The 19,459-nt window shown below is 44.7% G+C and carries 14 protein-coding genes and 2 pseudogenes; all 16 read right to left on the reverse strand.

Going from position 1 to position 19,459, the window contains the following annotated elements:
* Positions 1–15: 15 nt before the first annotated feature.
* The gene (locus ACZM6M_RS10810) at positions 16–348 is read right to left on the reverse strand and encodes a plasmid mobilization protein (RefSeq protein ID WP_489490402.1); all 333 of its coding nucleotides are present in this window, start codon (positions 346–348) and stop codon (positions 16–18) included.
* Positions 348–5,180 (reverse strand): annotated as a pseudogene (locus tag ACZM6M_RS10815) (SNF2-related protein); the annotation flags it as partial. The gene ACZM6M_RS10810 and the pseudogene ACZM6M_RS10815, both read right to left, overlap by 1 nt.
* Positions 5,181–6,649: 1,469 nt before the next feature.
* Positions 6,650–7,105, reverse strand: a complete 456-nt coding sequence (locus ACZM6M_RS10820) for a TnpV protein (protein ID WP_489490403.1) — start codon at positions 7,103–7,105, stop codon at positions 6,650–6,652.
* Positions 7,106–7,790: 685 nt separating this feature from the next.
* The gene (locus tag ACZM6M_RS10825; protein ID WP_489490404.1) at positions 7,791–8,000 is read right to left on the reverse strand and encodes a transposon-transfer assisting family protein; all 210 of its coding nucleotides are present in this window, start codon (positions 7,998–8,000) and stop codon (positions 7,791–7,793) included.
* The gene (locus tag ACZM6M_RS10830; protein WP_489490405.1) at positions 7,997–8,677 is read right to left on the reverse strand and encodes a DUF4316 domain-containing protein; all 681 of its coding nucleotides are present in this window, start codon (positions 8,675–8,677) and stop codon (positions 7,997–7,999) included. The genes ACZM6M_RS10825 and ACZM6M_RS10830 overlap by 4 nt, the downstream gene beginning before the upstream one ends.
* Positions 8,674–10,749 (reverse strand): type IA DNA topoisomerase, encoded by a 2,076-nt coding sequence (locus tag ACZM6M_RS10835; protein ID WP_489490406.1) that lies wholly within the window; start codon positions 10,747–10,749, stop codon positions 8,674–8,676. Before ACZM6M_RS10835 ends, ACZM6M_RS10830 begins: the two co-directional genes overlap by 4 nt.
* A 100-nt stretch (positions 10,750–10,849) precedes the next feature.
* A complete protein-coding gene (locus ACZM6M_RS10840) occupies positions 10,850–11,332 on the reverse strand; it encodes a hypothetical protein (protein ID WP_489490407.1) in 483 nt (160 codons plus the stop codon).
* Between the two features lie 100 nt (positions 11,333–11,432).
* Entirely contained in the window at positions 11,433–12,203 is a 771-nt protein-coding gene (locus ACZM6M_RS10845; protein ID WP_489490408.1) for a hypothetical protein, read from the reverse strand.
* A 149-nt stretch (positions 12,204–12,352) separates the two neighbouring features.
* On the reverse strand, positions 12,353–13,045 hold the full coding sequence (locus tag ACZM6M_RS10850) for a DUF4366 domain-containing protein (RefSeq protein WP_489490409.1): 693 nt from the start codon (positions 13,043–13,045) through the stop codon (positions 12,353–12,355).
* Positions 13,035–13,292, reverse strand: a complete 258-nt coding sequence (locus tag ACZM6M_RS10855) for a DUF4315 family protein (protein WP_489490410.1) — start codon at positions 13,290–13,292, stop codon at positions 13,035–13,037. Before ACZM6M_RS10855 ends, ACZM6M_RS10850 begins: the two co-directional genes overlap by 11 nt.
* Positions 13,293–13,305: 13 nt before the next feature.
* Entirely contained in the window at positions 13,306–15,021 is a 1,716-nt protein-coding gene (locus tag ACZM6M_RS10860; RefSeq protein WP_489490411.1) for a C40 family peptidase, read from the reverse strand.
* Between the two features lie 3 nt (positions 15,022–15,024).
* A complete protein-coding gene (locus ACZM6M_RS10865; RefSeq protein WP_489490416.1) occupies positions 15,025–17,412 on the reverse strand; it encodes a VirB4-like conjugal transfer ATPase, CD1110 family in 2,388 nt (795 codons plus the stop codon).
* Positions 17,372–17,806, reverse strand: a complete 435-nt coding sequence (locus ACZM6M_RS10870; RefSeq protein WP_489490412.1) for a PrgI family protein — start codon at positions 17,804–17,806, stop codon at positions 17,372–17,374. The genes ACZM6M_RS10865 and ACZM6M_RS10870 overlap by 41 nt, the downstream gene beginning before the upstream one ends.
* Positions 17,807–18,367 (reverse strand): MT-A70 family methyltransferase, encoded by a 561-nt coding sequence (locus ACZM6M_RS10875; protein WP_489490413.1) that lies wholly within the window; start codon positions 18,365–18,367, stop codon positions 17,807–17,809. It abuts the gene before it with no gap.
* 10 nt (positions 18,368–18,377) lie between these two features.
* On the reverse strand, positions 18,378–19,244 hold the full coding sequence (locus tag ACZM6M_RS10880; protein ID WP_489490414.1) for a VirB6/TrbL-like conjugal transfer protein, CD1112 family: 867 nt from the start codon (positions 19,242–19,244) through the stop codon (positions 18,378–18,380).
* Positions 19,245–19,267: 23 nt separating this feature from the next.
* A pseudogene (locus ACZM6M_RS10885) lies at positions 19,268–19,366 on the reverse strand (Maff2 family mobile element protein); the annotation flags it as partial.
* Between the last annotated feature and the right edge of the window lie 93 nt (positions 19,367–19,459).

Below are 19,459 nucleotides of genomic sequence, written 5' to 3' on the forward strand. Positions count from 1 at the left end.
ACAGTTCGCCGGTCATTACTGGATAGAAGATAAATGCACAAGAACCTCCTTCATTTCCACCCAGATTTCCTCCAACCGATCCTGCAAATCTTTAATATCCGCCTCATAGATACTCCCTGTTTCATTGGCTCTTTTGGCATACTGATTCAGATTATTGGAGCAGATCCGCAGAAGCGAAACCAGAGCTTTCACATCCTGCAACTCCAGATTGATACAGTACCCGTCCAGAGCCATTTTCCTAAGATATGCCCCCATACTACGGATACCGATTTCCTCCATCTTCTGATGAATTCGTTCGACTTCCTCTTTTGACGCAAGGAAATGCACATCCTGATCCCGCTTTGCCATTACAGCACCTCCTCCCGATATTCAGAACGCTTCATCGGCGGAATCTGTTCCGCCTTCGATTTCAGATCCGCAAGGACAGAAGGACGTTCTTCTTTCCGGTGTTCTTCATCGGCTTCTGACTGATCCTCCATGTTTAAGGCGGCATCAAGTTCTGCCAGCCGCTGGCTTTTGGCTGAAAGCTCTGCTTCCTGTGGAAATGGTTTTCCAAGTTCACATTTTGCTGCTTCCTGCTGGTTATAAAGATTTGTCAGAGTTTCCTTTGCCTGTTCCAGCTTCTCGGGAACGCCTGCCAGGGCATTATCCATTCGGGTAATGTTGCCTCTGGCGTCTATTCCAAGTGCAACTCTGTGGCTCATAGAGCCTTTCAGAAAGACCTGAAATTCACTGCGAAAGCTGTCATAAAAAAGCTCCATCTGAAATCCCCGGTAACTGCCCAGAGAAACCGGCTCTGTGCTTTTCAGCTCTTTGCAGGCAGCAAGAATCAGCTCGCCAGCATCGTTTTTTTCAGCATACTGTGTCCCATGAATCTCTATCCCATAGAAACCTTCCGGAATCTGCGGATGAGCTTCTATGATTTTCAAGTCCGCTTCAAAGCCGGAAATATAACTTTTCTGCCGTTCAATCTCTGCTGGAAAGTATTTCAGAAGTCTGTCCTCCATACGGTACTGCTGGCTCTGATGATCGGCTTTCAGCACTTTCAAACGGGCAACTTCAATATCCAGATCCATCTTTTCCTTAATCATCGGATTACCGGCACAGAGAGCCTTGATCTCTGCATAAGAGAGAGCCTGCTCGTCCACATCATCACAGGAACGGACGGGAGATTTGCTGGTCATGATCTGGCTGATGAATTTCTGCTTATTCTCTAAGGTCTGATACAGATATGCGTCAAAGGTTCCCTCCGTCACATACTGATACACCTGGACTTCTTTATTCTGATTTCCCTGACGGATAATACGCCCGTTTCTCTGCGTCATATCAGACGGACGCCAGCCCACATCCAGATGATGGACTGCTACCAGTTTATCTTGGACATTGGTTCCAGCACCCATTTTCTGGGTACTTCCAAGGAGTACACGCACCTGTCCGGTGCGGACTTTTGCAAACAAGTCTTTCTTTTTCGCTTCCGTATCTGCATTGTGAATAAATGCAACTTCTTCGGAGGGGACACCGGAGGCAAGCAGCTTTGTACGGATGTCATCATAGACATTGAATGTGCCGTCATTTTTCGGTGTAGAAAAATCACAGAATACCAACTGTGTCAGCCGGTCCGGCTGTCCATCCTGCCAGATCCGGAGAATGTTTTCCACGCAGGCATTGAGCTTGCTGTTTGGATCGTCAGGTAGCATCGGGTTCATCAGACGCTGATCCAGACCGATTTTTCGCCCATCCGTGGTTATCTTCAGCATATTATCGACCGAAGGATCAACCATACCGGAGTGGACTGCCGCCGCCCGTTCCGACAGCTCTGCAACCATACCCTTCTGAAAATCAGAGGGCTGGACAACCACAGTTTCAAATCTTGCGTCGGGAACCGGAAGATTCAACTGGTCAGAGGTTTTGATGTCGGCTGCTTCCTTGAACATATTCATCAGCTCCGGCAGGTTAAAAAACTTTGCAAATCTCGTCCTTGCCCGGTATCCGGTTCCTTCGGGAGCCAGCTCGATGGCAGTGGTAGTTTCTCCAAAGGTGGATGCCCAGGAATCAAAGTGGGTAAGTTTTTTCTGCTGAAGCGTGTCATACTGAAGATACCGCATAACCGTGTAAAGCTCGGTCATGGAGTTGCTTACGGGCGTTCCTGTTGCAAAAATAACGCCACGCCCGTCGGTAATTTCATCCATATAGCGACATTTCATAAACATATCGGACGATTTCTGTGCTTCTGAGGTGGAAAGTCCTGCCACATTCCTCATTTTCGTATAAAGGAACAGATTTTTGAACGCATGGCTCTCGTCTACAAACAGCCGGTCTACGCCAAGCTGTTCAAAGGTAATCACATCATCCTTTTTGTCTGCGGCAAGGAGTTTTTCCAGTCTGGCTTCCAGAGATTTTCTGGTTTTCTCCATCTGCTTAATCGTGAAATTCTCTCCACGCTGGTATTTCAATTCTGCGATAGCCCCTTCAATCTCATCAATCTGTTCCCGCAGCTGTCGTTCCTGCCGTTCTGCGGACAGGGGAATACGTTCAAACTGACTGTGACCGATAATCACTGCATCGTAATCGCCAGTAGCAATTCTGGCACAGAATTTCTTGCGGTTGGCTGTTTCAAAATCTTTCTTTGTGGCAACCAGCAGCTTTGCACTGGGGTACAGGTGCAGAAACTCATTCGCCCATTGTAGTGTCAGATGGTTTGGAACTACAAACAGGGCTTTCTGGCTCAGTCCAAGACGCTTGCTTTCCATTGCGGACGCTGCCATTTCAAAGGTCTTTCCGGCACCGACTTCGTGAGCCAGCAGCGTATTTCCACCGTAAAGCACATGGGCGATAGCGTTCCTCTGATGTTCCCGGAGGGTAATATCCGGGTTCATTCCACCAAAACGGATATGACTTCCATCATATTCACGAGGTCTGGTGGAATTAAACAATTCATTATACTTCGTAACTAACGATTCACGGCGATGAGGATCTTTCCACACCCAATCCCGGAAAGCATCCTTGATTGCCTGCTGTTTCTGCTGGGCGAGGGTAGTATCTTTTTTATTCAGAACACGCTTTATCTTCCCGTCTGGATCTTCCACAAGGTCATAAATGCGAATATCCTTCAGATTCAATGTTTCTTCCAGAATCCGGTAGGCATTCGCCCGCTCCGTGCCATAAGTTACATACGCCGCCACATCGTTGGAGCTTGGGGAACTTTTCCCATTGATTCTCCATTCAGAGGTCATTTCAGAAAAGTTTACTTCGATGGAATGCCGCAAAAAATAAGGTGTTTCAAAGGTTTCTTCCATAAACTTCTGAATATAAGCAGGATCAACCCATGTTGCTCCAAGACGTACATCAATTTCTGATGCGTCCAGATCTTTGGGCTGTGCCTTTTTAAGAGCTTCTTCATTGATACGAAAAGCAGAATCCCTGGCGGCTGCCAGCTGTGCGACTTTTAGTTTGCTCCGCACATCCCCTGAAAGATATTCATCCGCAGTCTGCCAGCCAGCTTCCGGATCAGCAGGAGCCATGGGATCTTTGAAGATAACGCCACGAAGCTCCGTCTGAATGGTTTCATAGTTTCCCGGAGTTCCGAGCAGTTCTGCCATAAAGGGCAGATCTACCTTGCCACGTTCGCCAATGGAGATTGCAAGTGCCTCTGACGGGGTATCTACACTCGTTACTTTATGTTCTGGCTTGATTGTCCGCTTTGTGAACATATCCGCTTTGCTTTTCAGATTCCCATTCTCATCCACATTTTCCAGCGAGCACAGAAGATAGTAGGAGGAATCATCCGAAAATACCTGAGCATTGGAGCGGTGGTTAATTAGACCGTATTTTTCGGTAAAATCATCATAAGCAGCGTTCAGCTCTGCCTGTTTCTGAAAAATCATTTCGTCAGGGAAATCCTCTAACTGATACTCAATCAGTTCATTGACGATTCCCCGAAGCTCCACCATGCCTGTTACCCGTTCTTTTGCTTTCTCATTCAATTCTACATGACGCATAATGGAGTTTTCACGGAAATAAACTTCTCCCTCTACGACTGCATAGGAAAAGTTCTTTATATCTGGCATTGCCGGAATGGTTTCCGCCTCTTTTCCTGCCAGCTTAGCGTCCGGCAGCTCTGCCGCCTGATAGGTTCCCCGGATATGGGATACTGCCTCTTTCAGAAGCTCAGAAAGATCTGCTCCTTCCAGCGGTTTTACTGTAATATCATCCTTTCCGTAAGGGGTGCTTTCCAGAACCGTATCGCCCAGAACCATTTCCGGATGTTCCACAAAATAGCTGTTCATGGTGTGTCCTTCTTCTGTGCGGTTCAAATACACCCAATCAGGAACAATGTCAATGGGATGGTCACGCTTCTGAAGGAAAATAATATCAGAAACCACCTCAGCACCGGCATTTTTCTTAAAGGCATCATTAGGCAGACGGATTGCCCCAAGCAGTTCGGCTCTCTGTGCCAGATACCGCCTTGCGTCTGAATTTTTTGAATCCAGCGTATAGCGGCTTGTCACAAAGGCAAGGATGCCGCCGGGACGAACCTGATCCAGAGCTTTTGCAAAGAAATAGTTATGAATCGAAAACCCCAGCTTATCATAAGGTTTATCGGATACCTTGTAATTTCCAAACGGTACATTTCCAACTGCCAGATCATAGAAGTCCCTACGGTCAGTTGTTTCAAAACCGGCTACAGTAATTTCCGCATGAGGATAAAGCTTCTGTGCAATCCTTCCAGTAATCGAATCCAGCTCCACACCATACAGACGGCTGCTCTGCATTCCCAGCGGAAGCATACCGAAGAAATTTCCGGTTCCCATGGATGGTTCCAGAATATTCCCGTTCTCAAAGCCCATCTGAGATACGGCATCATAAATGGCACGAATCACAGTCGGACTGGTATAATGGGCGTTCAGTGTAGAAGCTCTCGCCGCCGCATATTCTTCCTCAGACAGCAGGTTTTTCAAAACGGCATATTCACTCGCCCAAGATTCCTTGTCCGGATCAAAGGCATCCGCCAGACCGCCCCAGCCAACATACTTTGACAGGATTTCCTGTTCTGCCGGGGCAGCATTTCTTCCTTCCTGTTCCAGCTTGAACAGGGTTTCAATGGCTGCAATATTGTTTGCAAATTTCTGTTTCGGTCCGCCTTCCCCTAAGTGGTCATCCGTAATATGAAAATTTACTGCCGGAATTGCCGGTATTTTCTTTTTCTCGATGGTCTGCTCAATCTGAGCAAGGGCATCCATAATTTCAGGGTTCTGCCAGTCGTCCACCTTTGCGTAGTCCTGAATGATTGTGTCCTGACCATCGACACAATGAACCAGATCCAGACTGCCGGGGAGAGGAGTGGTATTCATTGCCCCTAAAGCTTTCTTTTTATCGGAAGGAAGTTCCAGATAATTTCTCAGTGCTTCTTCAAGTGAACTGTATTTCTGAATATCCAGCGAACCTCGCTTTTCAATATCCTCCACTACATAAAAGTGATCGATGAAATGCTCCGGTTCTGATACAGAAATCTTACTGGTTTCGTCCTCTAAAAATTCTTCTGAAATATCTTCCCTGGCTTCTTCCATCGCCTTTCGTTCTGCTTCTTCCTCTGGCGTAAGATAACGCCCTTTCTTTATCAGAGCGTCGATTCTCTGTGCCACCTGAAGCCAGGACATCTGCACCTGATCGCAGCCGCTTTTGCTGTAACGAACACCTTTGGCATCATGATCCTGTCCGCTGTGCGTTGCATTGGAGCAGGCATGGGAATGACCGCCAGTGCCAAATTCGTGTTTTAAGAAATCAGCTTTATCCTGTGTGCTGTGCGGTTCCTGCCAGTATTCATAGATCCGACGCTTGCCTCCGGCAAAGCCGCTTCCCCTTGCCAGATCGGCATTGATTTCATCATCTGTAATGAACTGGCGGACAAGTGGCATCTGTACCATATCTGACTGATATTCTCTGAGAGGTATGTCCAGTTCACTGATCCGCTTTTCCAGTGTATTCAGCTTATGATAGTGAAAACGAAGCAACGAACGGTTCGTATTGTGAGCCGTTATAAAACCTTGATATTCCTCTTTCATCGCTGACAAAAATTCCGGGTTACTCAGCTGTTCTGCCAGCCATGCTGTTTCTTCTGGAAAACTATTACTGTGAATTTCTGAAAGGGATGGGAAGAATCCCATTTCTTTCGCTTCATCAGAAAGATCATGGTAGAGATACCAGATCGACTGAGCTACATTCAATCTTTCATATCCGGCAGCTTCTTCCAGTTCTACATTCATTGCATACTGTCCGCTTTCCAGAAGTTCTCCGATACGTTCTGCCGCCTCACTCCATGAAAGAATCTGCACCATGGAACTATTAAGAGCAGAAGAGCCTCTGGCAAGAGAAATTTCTTCCTCTCCATACCATGCAGAAATATTTCCGCTGTTTTCTTTCAGACCATAGCCGCCATGATAAACCTGTTTTAAGGTTGGAATAATTTCGTCTATGGACTTTTGTTTCATATATTCCAGAGCAACGATTTCTCTGGCTTCGTCCGTATTACTGCCAAGCAAAAGAAAGTGGTCAATTTCTTCCTGGGAAAAAGAAAAAGCAGAGGGCATGAAGCTCTCTGCTCGGTCGATAAAACTAATTTGTTCATTTTCTGAAGGAAACAGGTTCAGGCTCAGCTGTTGATAAGCTCCGTCATCACGATTTCCTCCGCCTGTGCTTTCAGGCTGTTCATATGCCTTACCCAGCCCAGCTGATCCGTTTCTTTGTCCGGTGCCGGGTTCTGCTCCAGATACTGCTTCATCAGCAGTTCCACTCTGGCGTTCGCCGTATCCTCGATCTCCCACAGATGGGGAAACAGCGTTTCTGTCAGAATCATGTCGTTTAAGAGCATCGGATTGTTCTGTTCCAGATACGCCCTCCGCATTCTGCCATACTTGCCTAAGTTTCTGTTGCTCTGATTCTCCAGTTTCATATCTGGAATCAGATAATCCCCAGCCTGTCTGTAAGTCATTTCGTTCATCATATACGCTCCTTTCAGCACTCTTAATCTGTTCATATGCACCAATGGCTTTTTCCATTTCTCTGAAAATCTCTGAGCTGACAGCATTGACCGCAGTTCCAAGGGCATTTACGGTCTGTCTGGAATTGAAATCAAAAATATTCAGGAAATCTTCATGCTCGAAGTAGTCATCTGGATTTTCCACCAAGCGGCTGTAAATCGCATATGATACGCTGGTTGCAACCGCCGTTTTAAATGTCACTTCGATGTTAAGTCCATCATACTCCTCAAGATAGCTGTCCGCAATGATGTCGAGAAACTGACTGTTATGATCGTTCCAATATTCCGCCGCAAGCGTCTGTGCAATTTCCTCAAGCTGGGCTTCCAACAAACCTTCTGACTTCATGCCGTAGGTACGCTCCATATGCTCCATCACATATCCACGGTTTTCATTTGTCACTTCCCATGGCTTCAGCTCCGGGGAAGAATGGCGGACACCGGTATCAGCTATATCAAACACATACCGGAGATACGGTTTATCCCGATTCATCACAAACAGAGCGATTCCGGTGGAACCCCGTTTGACATATCTGCGATAATTTTCATTATTCCACTCGTCATAAGGCTTACAAGAAACAGCATTGGGACGCTGTGCGTAGATCATAATCTGTTCGGGGTAAGTGAACTCATAATTTCTTGCCATCGTAGTCAGGAATGAAGTCCAGTTTTCCCTGGTTGATGTGACTTTTTTGATGGTTTCTCTTGCCACCCCTGAATAGAATCGCTCTTTTGCGTTCATTCTTTCCCTCCATTTCTAAAAATCAGGATAAAGCTCCAGCGTTTCAAAGGTTTTATCATCCATACCGGACAATTTACTAAGAACAGAATCCGTCAAAGAACAAAGCTCTGTTTCTTCTCTGGTAAGCTGGCTTTTCATCTGCATAAGTGCCTGATACAGCCCCGTTTTTGTGCCGGGGCTGTAAAGCATCATTAAATTGCGTTCCTCTTGTGTGAAATCGGTCATTCCAACTCCTTTTCCGGATGGTTTCTGGCAGGAATTCGTGGATTATCAGAAGCAGACAGTTCCTTTAGCTGCTCCAAGACGGAAGATTTTCCATTATTGATCACACCATCCAGCATTCCATAATCGTCCTCCATAGCCATCTCTGCATTTTTCAGATAGTTTTCAGACTTTACAAAATCTGAAAAACTGTTACTTCTGAAAGCCTGCTCCATTACCTCATCATAGACCATGACACGAAGCTCCCGATTTTCCAGATTATAAGATTTCAGAATATCCCTTCGGATCTCAAGCATTGTCATATCCAGGTTATCAATCTGCCCGCCGTCTATATCATTGTAATTTTCATCAAACAGCGTGTAGTCATAGCCGTCCTCGCAGGTCTGGACAGCAAGCACTCGATCTTTTCCGACTCTCCATGCCGCTTCCTCGCCCATAATCTCAGGCTCTGCCATATAAACAGCACCGTTACGCTCCATGATTTCTGCAAACTGACAGATGTGAAAGACATTGTATCCAACCTGAGTATGATACTCGTCAATGAATTTGCAGGGCTTTATGACGGTTTCATTGGGGTAGTGGATCTGCACACAACCGCCATCGGGAATCCGGAACAGATCGTGATAGCGGCTGTCAATAAATCTGATTTCTTTTCCTTCCGGGTTAAATTCGTTCGTCATTTGCGTTTCCCTCCATTTTCAAATTCCATGCAAAACTGTACTTTTCCATCATCGGATACAGAAAGACAAACGGTTGCATCAAAGGTGCTGCCGGTTCTCGCTGATTTGCAGCTTTTCAGCTTTACCTTACCGTCAACAAGCAGTTTTTGGGCAGTGGCACTGTTCAGCATTTTTCCGATACTCTCAAAATAGCGGTTGTTCTTCCAGAGGGCAAATTTACAGCTGCGATCTGAACAGAAGAACCCTTTGGCTTTTTCCTCCACAGGTTTTCCGCATATCGGGCATTTCCCAATGGAGTTACTTTCTTTGTACATCAGCACTTCCGATTCTTTGATGACCTCATAGTTTTGAACCAACCCGGAGATGAAGGACTGGATCTCATTCATAAAATCGCCGCTTTCATATTCCCCTTTTTCAATGAGAAGGAGCTTTTCTTCCCAGTCTGCTGTCATGGACGGAGACTGGATCTGTTCCGGCATAACTGTTACCAGAGCCGTTCCCTTATGAGTTGGAATCAAATACTTGGTTTTCTTATCCCCCTTGCGTTCCAGAAAGCCGATACGCACCAGCTTTTCAATGATACCAGCACGGGTTGCAGGCGTTCCCAGACCTTTTCGTTCTGCGTCATCCGGCATTTCATCTGCACCAGCAGTTTCCATGCTCTGAAGAAGCGTATCCTCGGTATAATGTTTCGGAGGAGAAGTCTTTCCTTCCTTTACCTCAGTTTTTTGAATAGTCAGTACATCGCCAACGGAGAGAGCAGGAAGTTCCATTTCCTTTTTCTCTGCTTTTGCTGAAGCTTCTTTTTTTACAAGAGCTTTCCATCCGTCCTGCAACACCGTTTTTCCTTTAGCAGAAAAGAGTGTACCGCCGCAATCCAGTTCAATCACTATCTCTGCATATCGGTGTAATTCTCCAACCGCCACACACAGGCGATTGGAAATCAGCTGTAAAATTGCAAGCTCTCCTTTTGGAAGCTCAGTTAAATTACATTTCTCCAATTCTCTAGTGGGAATAATTGCGTGATGGTCAGTCACTTTTTTGTTATCCACAACCTGTCTGGCATGAACCGGTGGATTTTCCACATCGTTTACGGAAAATGTGTGGAAAACAAGTTCTGCAAGAGCCGGAAGTCCCGAAACCATATCCTCTGTCAAAAATCTGCTGTCAGTGCGAGGATAAGTGACCAGCTTCTTCTCATAGAGATTTTGGGTGTAATTCAAGGTCTGCTGTGCCGTATAGCCCAGTAAACGATTGGCATCCCTCTGCAAACTGGTCAGATCGTAGAGGGCAGGAGGCTTTTCTGTCTTTTCTTTGCGTTCTGCTTTCGTCACTACAGCTGCCGTCCCCGCCTGAGCGATGGCTTCAGTATCGGCTTTATTTTTAAATCGTTCACTTACCGCAGAGAATCCATCCAATCCGATTTGAACCGTATAGAATGGTTCAGGCTTAAAGGCAGCAATAGCCGCTTCCCTCATTACCGCCATGGAAAGGGTAGGAGTCATTACACGCCCTACATTCAATGTCTGTCCATAAAGGGTTGAAAAAAGCCGGGTAGCGTTAATACCAACAATCCAGTCGGCTCGCTCCCGGCACAGGGCTGCTTCATATAAAGCGTCATATTCGGTTCCAGACCTGATATGTTCAAAGCCTTCACGGATAGCGGAATCCTCCATGGACGAAATCCAAAGCCGTTCAAAAGGTTTCCGACATTCTGCCTTGTGATACACCAGACGGAAGATCAGCTCGCCCTCACGCCCGGCATCTGTTGCACACACAAGACTTTCAATGTCATTTCTGTTCATCAGCTTTTTCAGAATACCAAACTGCTTTTTCGTACCTGAAGAAACTTCATACTTCCAGTCAGAGGGGAAGATAGGGAGATCATTGTAACTCCATTTGCTGTATTTTTCCTCATAAGCTTCCGGCTGTGCCAGTTCTACCAGATGACCGACACACCAGCTGACCACATATCCATTCCCCTCCAGATAACCGTCCTCTCGCTTATTTGCTCCCAGCACTTTTGCAATGCTCTGAGCAACCGAAGGCTTCTCAGCTAAAACTAATTTCATTCGCATTTGCTCCTTTCCAAAAAAATAAGCAGCCACACACCGTAGTGCATGACTGCTATGTAAAAGTAATATTCAATTCAACAAACTGGAAGTTGTATTTTTAGACAGGAAAATATACTATGAAATTTCCCTCTGGATATTTTCCATTCCAGCCACATGGCCATCCGCCAACTTTATATATATCGAACATTTTTTCAAAAAAGGGGGTGTCGCTTCCGATAATTCTGGAACGTACACACAGCAGTAAGTCTGTGTATATTTCGTCCACTATTTGCAACGCTTCATCCGTATATTGAATTTCATCTACTTCTGGAATATTTATACTTCGCATTTCTTTTGCTCTTTCTCTATAATCTGACATAGAATATAGGGAAGACATTGCTTGACTAAATTGATATTCTCGTATATTGTTCCATGTTGAGCCTGAAATACCTTCATAATCATCCTTTTCAAATGCATAAAATTTTGCTTCTTGAAAATTATGGATAATTGTAAAATTTTTTGTTTCAGACACTTTTTTGAAAAGCGTCAAATTTTTTATTTCATTTCTCATATTTTCAACAATAAGATTATGTGCTTGCATTATGCCGCTTCCTATCAATTCCGATTTTTAACATTACACATTCCTCCAAATTCTTATTTTCTTAATTCTATAGACTGGAAGTTGTTATTTTAATTTTACATTATTTGTGTACCTTTTTCTTGTTATTTCTTACTTGTATTAAACATTTAATCAGTGGAAATATCATAAAAATAATATAGATACCACCCATTATTTTTGCACCCATATCTCCAAATAATCCTTCAAACTCTCTATTAAAATAGTGGGTAAATGCCATAATTAAAATAATAACTGTTCCAACACAGCCTACTACATCTTTTAGTTTTAGATTGAATACAGCCCTCTTTAAGGTTATTCTATCATTTGCATAATCATATATAAAATCTATAATTAAATGAAGAACCATGTTAAAGAAAGCTACAATATATGTATCTGCAAAAATTCCTATAATTAGGTTCATATAATCTTCTTTATAGATTTCGAAGTTCTTAAATTGCAAGTAAGTAGATATTGGTATAGCTATAATATAAAATAAACTAGCTACAAAAACCTGCATTCCAATAAAATTCCAGCCACCAATTTGAGGAAAAAAGTTGGCTCCATTCTCTACTTGTATATTTTTATGTTTTTTTGAATACCTCTTTGCTCTTTTCTTGCTTTTCAAATAATCGCTTTGATTTACATAAGCACATACAGATAATAAAATAGCTAAAGTAAACCATATTAATACAAGAATAGCTCCATTCTTACTTGAAAAAAATGGTTTTGATGAAGATAAAATAATAAAAATATAAGAAAGAAACAGATTCTTCCATTCACATTTGATATAGTTTTTTTTTAATTCATTTTTTTGGTTTTTACTAAGTCCTGCGAATTCATATATCTTCTTCATAATTTTCCCTGCCCCCTACAAATGCCGATTTGTCGATTTCTTTAGCTACACAAATTATAACATATGGCTTTATTGAAATCTATGTTTTTTACCTATGTAAAGGCAATCCGGAGATTGCCTCATAGGAAATTGCTTAGAATGACTCAACCTTATACCGGTTCATGATCCTCCTCATCAGAGAACTCCGAATTCTCGTCCTCAAATTCCTCACTATATCCGTAGTCCTCCTCGTCATCCACATAATCTGCATCCGGATCGGGCTTTGCCGCTTCCTTTTCTTTCTTCTTTTCCTGAATTTTCTTAAAGGCAAAGAAACCGCCACCGCCCATTAGAGCAAGCAGTGCCAGAACTGCCGGCAGAACATTTACTTTCGGCGTTTCTTCTGGAACTGGTTTTTCAGCTTCTGGTGCTGGTTCATTGATTTCCGGTTCTGGAGCCGGTGTTTCTTCCGGTTTTGTATGTTCTGCCGCTTCTTTTTCATCCATCAGTTTCAGAAGATCAGCTTCATCTACCTGATTCAGAAAATGCACCGTCTGTTCGCCCTTATCATCCCGGTCAATGATAATATAAAAATAATTGCCGTTTTTTGTAACAACAGTGATGAACTGCTTTCCGACACTGGAAGGCTTTCCTTCATCATCGACCAGCGTAAGATTTCCGTCGGGTGTCAGTGGCTTCATTGGTTCCGCAGGTTCGGGAGCTGCTTCCGGTTCAGAAGCCGTTTCCTCAACGGATGGTTCCTCCGCTGCATTTTCGTCCACATAAGCAAACGCCGTAGTAGAAAAAATTCCGAGGCACATGACAAATGCCAGTAATACCGCACTGATTCTCTTAAATTTCATTCTGCACTTCCTCCTCATTTATCGAATGGATTGTTTCCGGCTTCGGAACCATATCCGAAGCAAACATTTTAAGCAGCTCTGAAAGCTGTTTCGGGTTCAGATTTGCCGCATGAACCATGTCATGGATCTCTGTATTTTCTTCCTCCTGGTATCTGCGTTCCAAATCTTTTACCCGTGCTGTCCACTCAGCCTGTTTTTTTCGTGCTTTTTCCAGATCTGCACCGATTCTTTCTAATTTTGTTCCCACTCGAAGTCCCTCCTTATTTGATTCTTCCATAACAATAAAAGTGCTGCTGCCAGTAGCTTGTTTCAATGGATGCATAGGAAATCGGGTTTCCACAGTGGATCATCATCCCATTTCCTACATAGATTCCAACGTGCGATGCACCGGAAGTATCATAAGTTCCCTGAAAGAAGATCAGGTCCCCCGGTCTGGCAGAATCCGGCGGAATAATGTCACAGCATCCCATCAGTCCGTTTGCTGTCTGCCTGCCAACATTCCATCCATTCCCGCAGTGGTTGATTACCCAGGATACAAAACCGGAGCAGTCAAAAGAGGTGGAAGGGCTGCTTCCTCCCCAAACGTAAGGATAGCCCAGATATTTTTCCGCTTCTTGGATCATATTGGCAAATCGTGTATCTGTCAGAGCTTCTCCCGGAATATCATAGTCGGTATATTCGCCGCCCGGTGTGGCGTAAATATCATCTCCGAAAAGTTCCGGTCGGTTTCCTCTGGTTTGAAGCAATACATGGTATCGCTCCATTTCATCTTCTGATAATTCTGAATTTAGAATGACCTGGTTCAAACCTTTGTTTACCAGCTTTACATGAAGAATATAATATTCATACTCATATTCCTCTGTGGTGGTTTCTCCGGTTTCCGGATCAGTGGAGGATGTGGTTCCGGTACGAATTTCAACTTCTTCCGTCAGCGTCAGTTCATACTGCTGTTCAAACAGCCATTGCAAAGTGTCCTGAACTTCAGAACGGGTATAATCCTCAAATTTTACGGTCAGATATGCCGCCAATTCATAGGGATTATGGTTGATTTCATCCAGTTCATACCGGTACTCATCATACCCGCTGTGAGTGCTTTCAATTTGATTGATTTCATCCCGCAGGGAAGCTTCCAGAGCTTTATAATCATCGTCCGCTCCGATAATGTCCTCGTCTTTTGCAGTAAAAGAGGTTCCAAGAACGGTCTGCATACCGCCCTGGAACATGGCTCCACAGGAGGAGAACATACTGGATACAATCATAAAAAGAAGCCCGCCGGTTAATACAAGCAGGATTACTTTAGAGTGTGATGCACAGAACGCAGATACCTTTTCCGTTACTGTTTTTGCAGCTTTTCCGGTTCCTTTCGCACCCGCCGCCGTATTTTTTGCCGTATCTTTACCGGCTCTGGCGGCAGCATATTCTTTTTTGATCGCCTGCCTTTGTTTCCAACGAGAAATTACATTGGAACTGGCATCCGGATGTTCCCTCTTGAATTTTTCATAGAGAGCATTCACATTGGCTTTGTCTGATTTCTCTGTCAGCCGGTCTGCCTTATCGTGAGCTTTCAGTTTACGGCTATATACTGCATGATCCGCCGTATAGGCAGTAGTTTCCGCCGCCTTTGTCATTTCCTGTGCAGACTGCACCCCCACATTATCATCTTCATATTCCGATACTGCCTGATGTGCTTTGACCGTAACAGACGCTGCGGCACTCCGGGTAACAAGCTGCTTTGCCCTAGAAGGGCGTTCCGAAACTTCTGAAATGACTGCTTTTTCAAAGCGGAGTTTCGCTTTCCGTGAGCCGGAAGCATCTGTTTCCAGATGAAGCTTATGGGTTTTCTTCTGAGAAGATAATTTTCCCACCGCTTTTTCAGCTCTGTCAGCAGCTTTCTCTGCCCGTTCGGCGGCTTTCTGAAGCCGGGGATCTGCAAGCTCATCCTCTGTAAAATGAAGGCGGGTAGGTTTCTTTGCCATGTGTTAGACCTCCTTTCCCTGTACCACTTCATTTAATTTCGTGGTCATAATACGGTAAAGTTCCGTATCGGTCGGGAACCGGTCAATAAAGGGCAGGATCACATTACCATAGAACAGAAGTCCCTCGCCCTCACCGGAATTGGTTACATAAGACAGCTGGTGCGGAGAGATATTCAGACGCTTTGCCAAAATTGTCCGATCCTCGCTTGCCTGGTTCAGCATATAAATGAAGTCCGAATTTTCAAGGATATTGGCAATTTCGGGCGAACGGAGCAGATCCTTTACATTCTGGGTAATACCCGTCGGCAAGCCGCCCCATTTACGGAACCGCTTCCAAATCTCTACAGAATAATTGGCAGTCTGTTCTTCTTTCAGCAATAAATGGAACTCATCAATATAATATCTGGTCGATTTGCCCGCATTGCGGTTGGCAGTCACACGCCCCCAGACCTGATCCTGAACAATCAGCATACCGATTTTTTTCAGCTGATTCCCCAGTTCCTTAATGTCATAGCAGACCAGACGGTTATTGATGTCCACATTTGTCCTGTGGTTAAACAGCTTCAGGGAACCCTTTACATAGATTTCCAGAGCCGTTGCCACATGATGGGCTTCCTTTTCCTCCTGTTTCAGAAGGGCATTATACAGATCCTCCAGAATGGGCATATTCTCCGGCATAGGATGATCAAAGTACCGCTGATAAATCTGATGCACACAGCGGTCAATAACCGTCTTTTCAATGGGCTGCAAACCGTCTTTTCCGCCCATGATCAGTTCGCAGAGGGACAGGATAAAGTCCGCCTTCAAAGCCACCGGATTATCGTCCTCAGAGTAGTTGGTGTTAATATCCATCGGGTTGATATAGTTTGTGCTTGAAGAACTGATCTTGATTACCTGACCGTCAAATTTATGAACAAGGGCGGCGTACTCGGCTTCGGGATCACATATAATAATGTCATCATCGGTTACAAGAAACGCATTCGTGATTTCACGCTTTGCTGAAAAAGATTTACCTGAACCGGGAGTACCGAGAATCAATCCGTTAGGGTTTTTCAGTTTCTTCCTGTCTACCATAATCAGATTGTTGGAAAGAGCATTCAAGCCATAATACAGCGTTTCCCCACCGCTCTGAAACAGCTCCTGTGTGGTAAAAGGCACAAAAATAGCCGTAGAACTTGTTGTCATTCCACGGCGGATTTCAATGAGATTCTGTGCCAGAGGCAGGCTGCTCATCAATCCCTGTTCCTGCTGAAAGTCCAGTCTGCGAAGATTGCAGTTATGCTTCTGTGCAATACTCTGTGCCTGAAACACATTGTTCTCCAGTTCCTGCTCTGTGCGACCGGTGTTCATCACAAGAAATGTCAGCATAAACATTCGCTCATTCTGGCTCTGCAATTCCTTTAGAAGTGCCTTGGCATCCTTTCCATAAGTGGCAAGATCACTGGGAATGATGTCGATGTCATATCCGGAACGGACTGCTTTTTTCTGTTCCTCGATTTTGGAACGGTCAAGCTCTGTAATGGTATGCTTAATGGTCTTAATTGCCGCCGTCTGATCCACGGACTGAATGTGCATGGTTACAATCTGCGTAGACTCCATATCCAGGAAATCTGCAAGCATACGGTCACTCAGATCAGAAGCTGTGATTTGCAGATAGGACATGGAACCGAAGATAGTTCCCATCTGAAAGGTTCTGCTTGTCTGAAAAGCAAATGCAGTAGGGGCGATAAAATCTTTCACTGACAGACCGGACTCCACAAGATACTTCCAGTCAAAGAAAAATTTATCTGGATCACCCATGTGGAACATGGAGTGCATAAGATGAAGCCGCTCCTTGCCGTTCAGAGTTACGGCATTTACACCCAGGCGGCGGAAGTTATTGAGCAGATCATTTTCAATGTGGTTCAGTCTGGGTTTTGCCTGCCGCATGGATTCTGCCTCAATCCCAAAGGTCAGGTACTTGGTCTTTGTCAGACCGTTGTTGCCCTGGGAGAGCTGCTTTTTCAGAATCTGGCTGTATTCGGCACGGGAAGAATTAAAGGCATCCTTCCGAAATGGAATACGGATACTCTTTTCAAAACTTTCCGCATCGGTACTCAGATTCATAAAGGACAGCTCAAAGTGAACGGAACTGTCGAAAAAGTTCAGGAAGCTGCACCATTCCTCAAAGATTGCCGTTTTATCTTCCTGCTGTGCCAGCTGGTAGTTAATGTCCTGAAACTGAATGGTTTTGGTGTAGTAGCTGTCCGTAACCCGGCAGATCCCGTCCTGGAACATTCTCTGAAAAGGAATGGACTGCTGGGCTGTCTGCGGCACACCTTTGTCTTTCTTTGCCCGTTCTACAACCGCCTTAATTTCTTTCTGCTGTCTGCGATTCAGATTGGCAGGCATTCTGACTTCTCTTGTCTGCTTTTTCTTCTGGAAAAACAATCGTTTCTACCTCCTTCTCAAGTTGATACTGACGCAGGAGAGCGTCATAATAATTATTCGTTTGATAAGGGCGAATCTTTGGGCGAATGAATTTTGACTGGATAAAATGTCCTGCAATGATTTCCAGAGGCTGACCGTCTTTCTCATACATTGCCAAAAAGAACAGAGGGAGCATGACAAAGATCATCGTCAGCGACGCAAGGCTCACATTCCCAAAGCTTTTTACCCAAAAGAACAGCGGCAACCCAATGAGAGCCGCCGCACTAAAACAAATCAGCTGTCTTTTTGTCAGATTAAAGAACACTTTTGTTTTTACCCGTGTCAGGTCACGGGGAACCGGAATATATGCTGCCAACTATACCACCTCCATTTCCGGCAGTTCTACGCTGTCAGGGGCTTCATTTCCCCAGACATCCCAGCCTTCTGTTTTCTGTCTGGCGAACAGCTCAATGCGGGGGACATCTCCCATAAGCTCCACAATCCGATCTCTGGTTATATCCGGCTTTTTGCTGTGCTGTTCGATGGGAGACATAATAACCTGATGAACAGATTTTGATTGCCTTTTCGGACTTCCTTTTGTGGCGATAATACATAATTCTGCATTTGCCCTCGTCCAATAACCCATTCCCCAAAATAGTGAAGGCGTTTTTTTGTTTTGTTTCACCCAGACAAACGCAACACTTTTATAGGTGAAGCCCCACGATTCAATCACATCCCACGCTTCTCTTAAAAGAGGAAATGTGATCCACATGAATAAAGCACAGTCTTTATCCGCAAGTTCTCCCACAGGAAGTGCTTTTATATCATCAAGGCTCATGGTTGAATAGTGACTTTCAGCAGAACGTCCTTTCCCTTTCTGGCTCCAGGCACGATATGCCCATGGAGGATCTGCATAAATTACCTTATATTTTTTCATTCCGACCTCCTTAATGAGCGGAGAACACGCTCTTGGCAAGCGTTCCTGTCTTAAACAGGGTAAAACACAGCAGTACGGTATAACCCATGACACTCCAGATGGAAGCGATAATGTCATCTGAAAATGCTACTGATTGAATCAGCACCGCATAAATGCCAACACAGATCATAATCAGGAAGCCCTGAAAACCAAGTGCAAACAAAGAGCGTAGATAATTCTGCCCGATATTGCTCTGTTCCCGGTTTCCAAAGGTGGAAAAGGGAATTGGTGCAAGGCTGACCGCCAAATAAATTTCTATCATTCTTCCATAAACGATGATAAAAATGACGATTGCCAGTGCCGCCATTGTGACCTGAACAATAAAGGACTGCAAAAACAGTCCCAATAAAGGTCCCAGATCCATTGCCATCAGCGTATCTTCCATTGCTTCCAATGCAGACGCATCAATCGCCGTATCCCCGGAGATGATTCCCGCACTGGCATTCACGACGTGCTGAGCGACATCAAAAACTGCCATTGTGATATTGAATGTGTTTGTGATGAGCATGACTGCAACAAACGTCTTAAACACCCAGCGGAAAAATATCCATGTTTCAAAGTTCGACAAATTGTTGTGATCAATGATCATCTGAATCAGTTCATAGCAGGCAATAAAAGTAAGAATCAGACCTGCTATTGGGATAATCACTGATTCGGAGATGTTTCGTACCATTGCAAAGACTTCCGGCGAAAAACTCGCCGGAGTCTTGCCAACGGAGGTTGCGATTTCTCCAACCTGATTGTTGACGGACTCAAACATCCCCGACAGGTTCCCCATAATGGCTGATACAAGCATTTCTTTCAGCCACTCTGTAATCTGCTGGAGTATGCTGTCCAAAGGCAATTACCTCCTTTTTCTGATTAACCGAAAAGACCGGAGAGCAGAGGGACAAGGGTTGTGCCGATCAGGGCTACACCGCCGCCTGCCATTAACTGTTTCATCCCCTGAGATTTCGCCCCTGATAGCGATAGGTAATCCTTTGAAGTTATCTCCGGATTTTCCCCCGCTCCACACCGTGCATGCGACTTTCACCGCACACGGCGCTCCATCGA

This window comes from Enterocloster sp. (assembly GCF_057861365.1).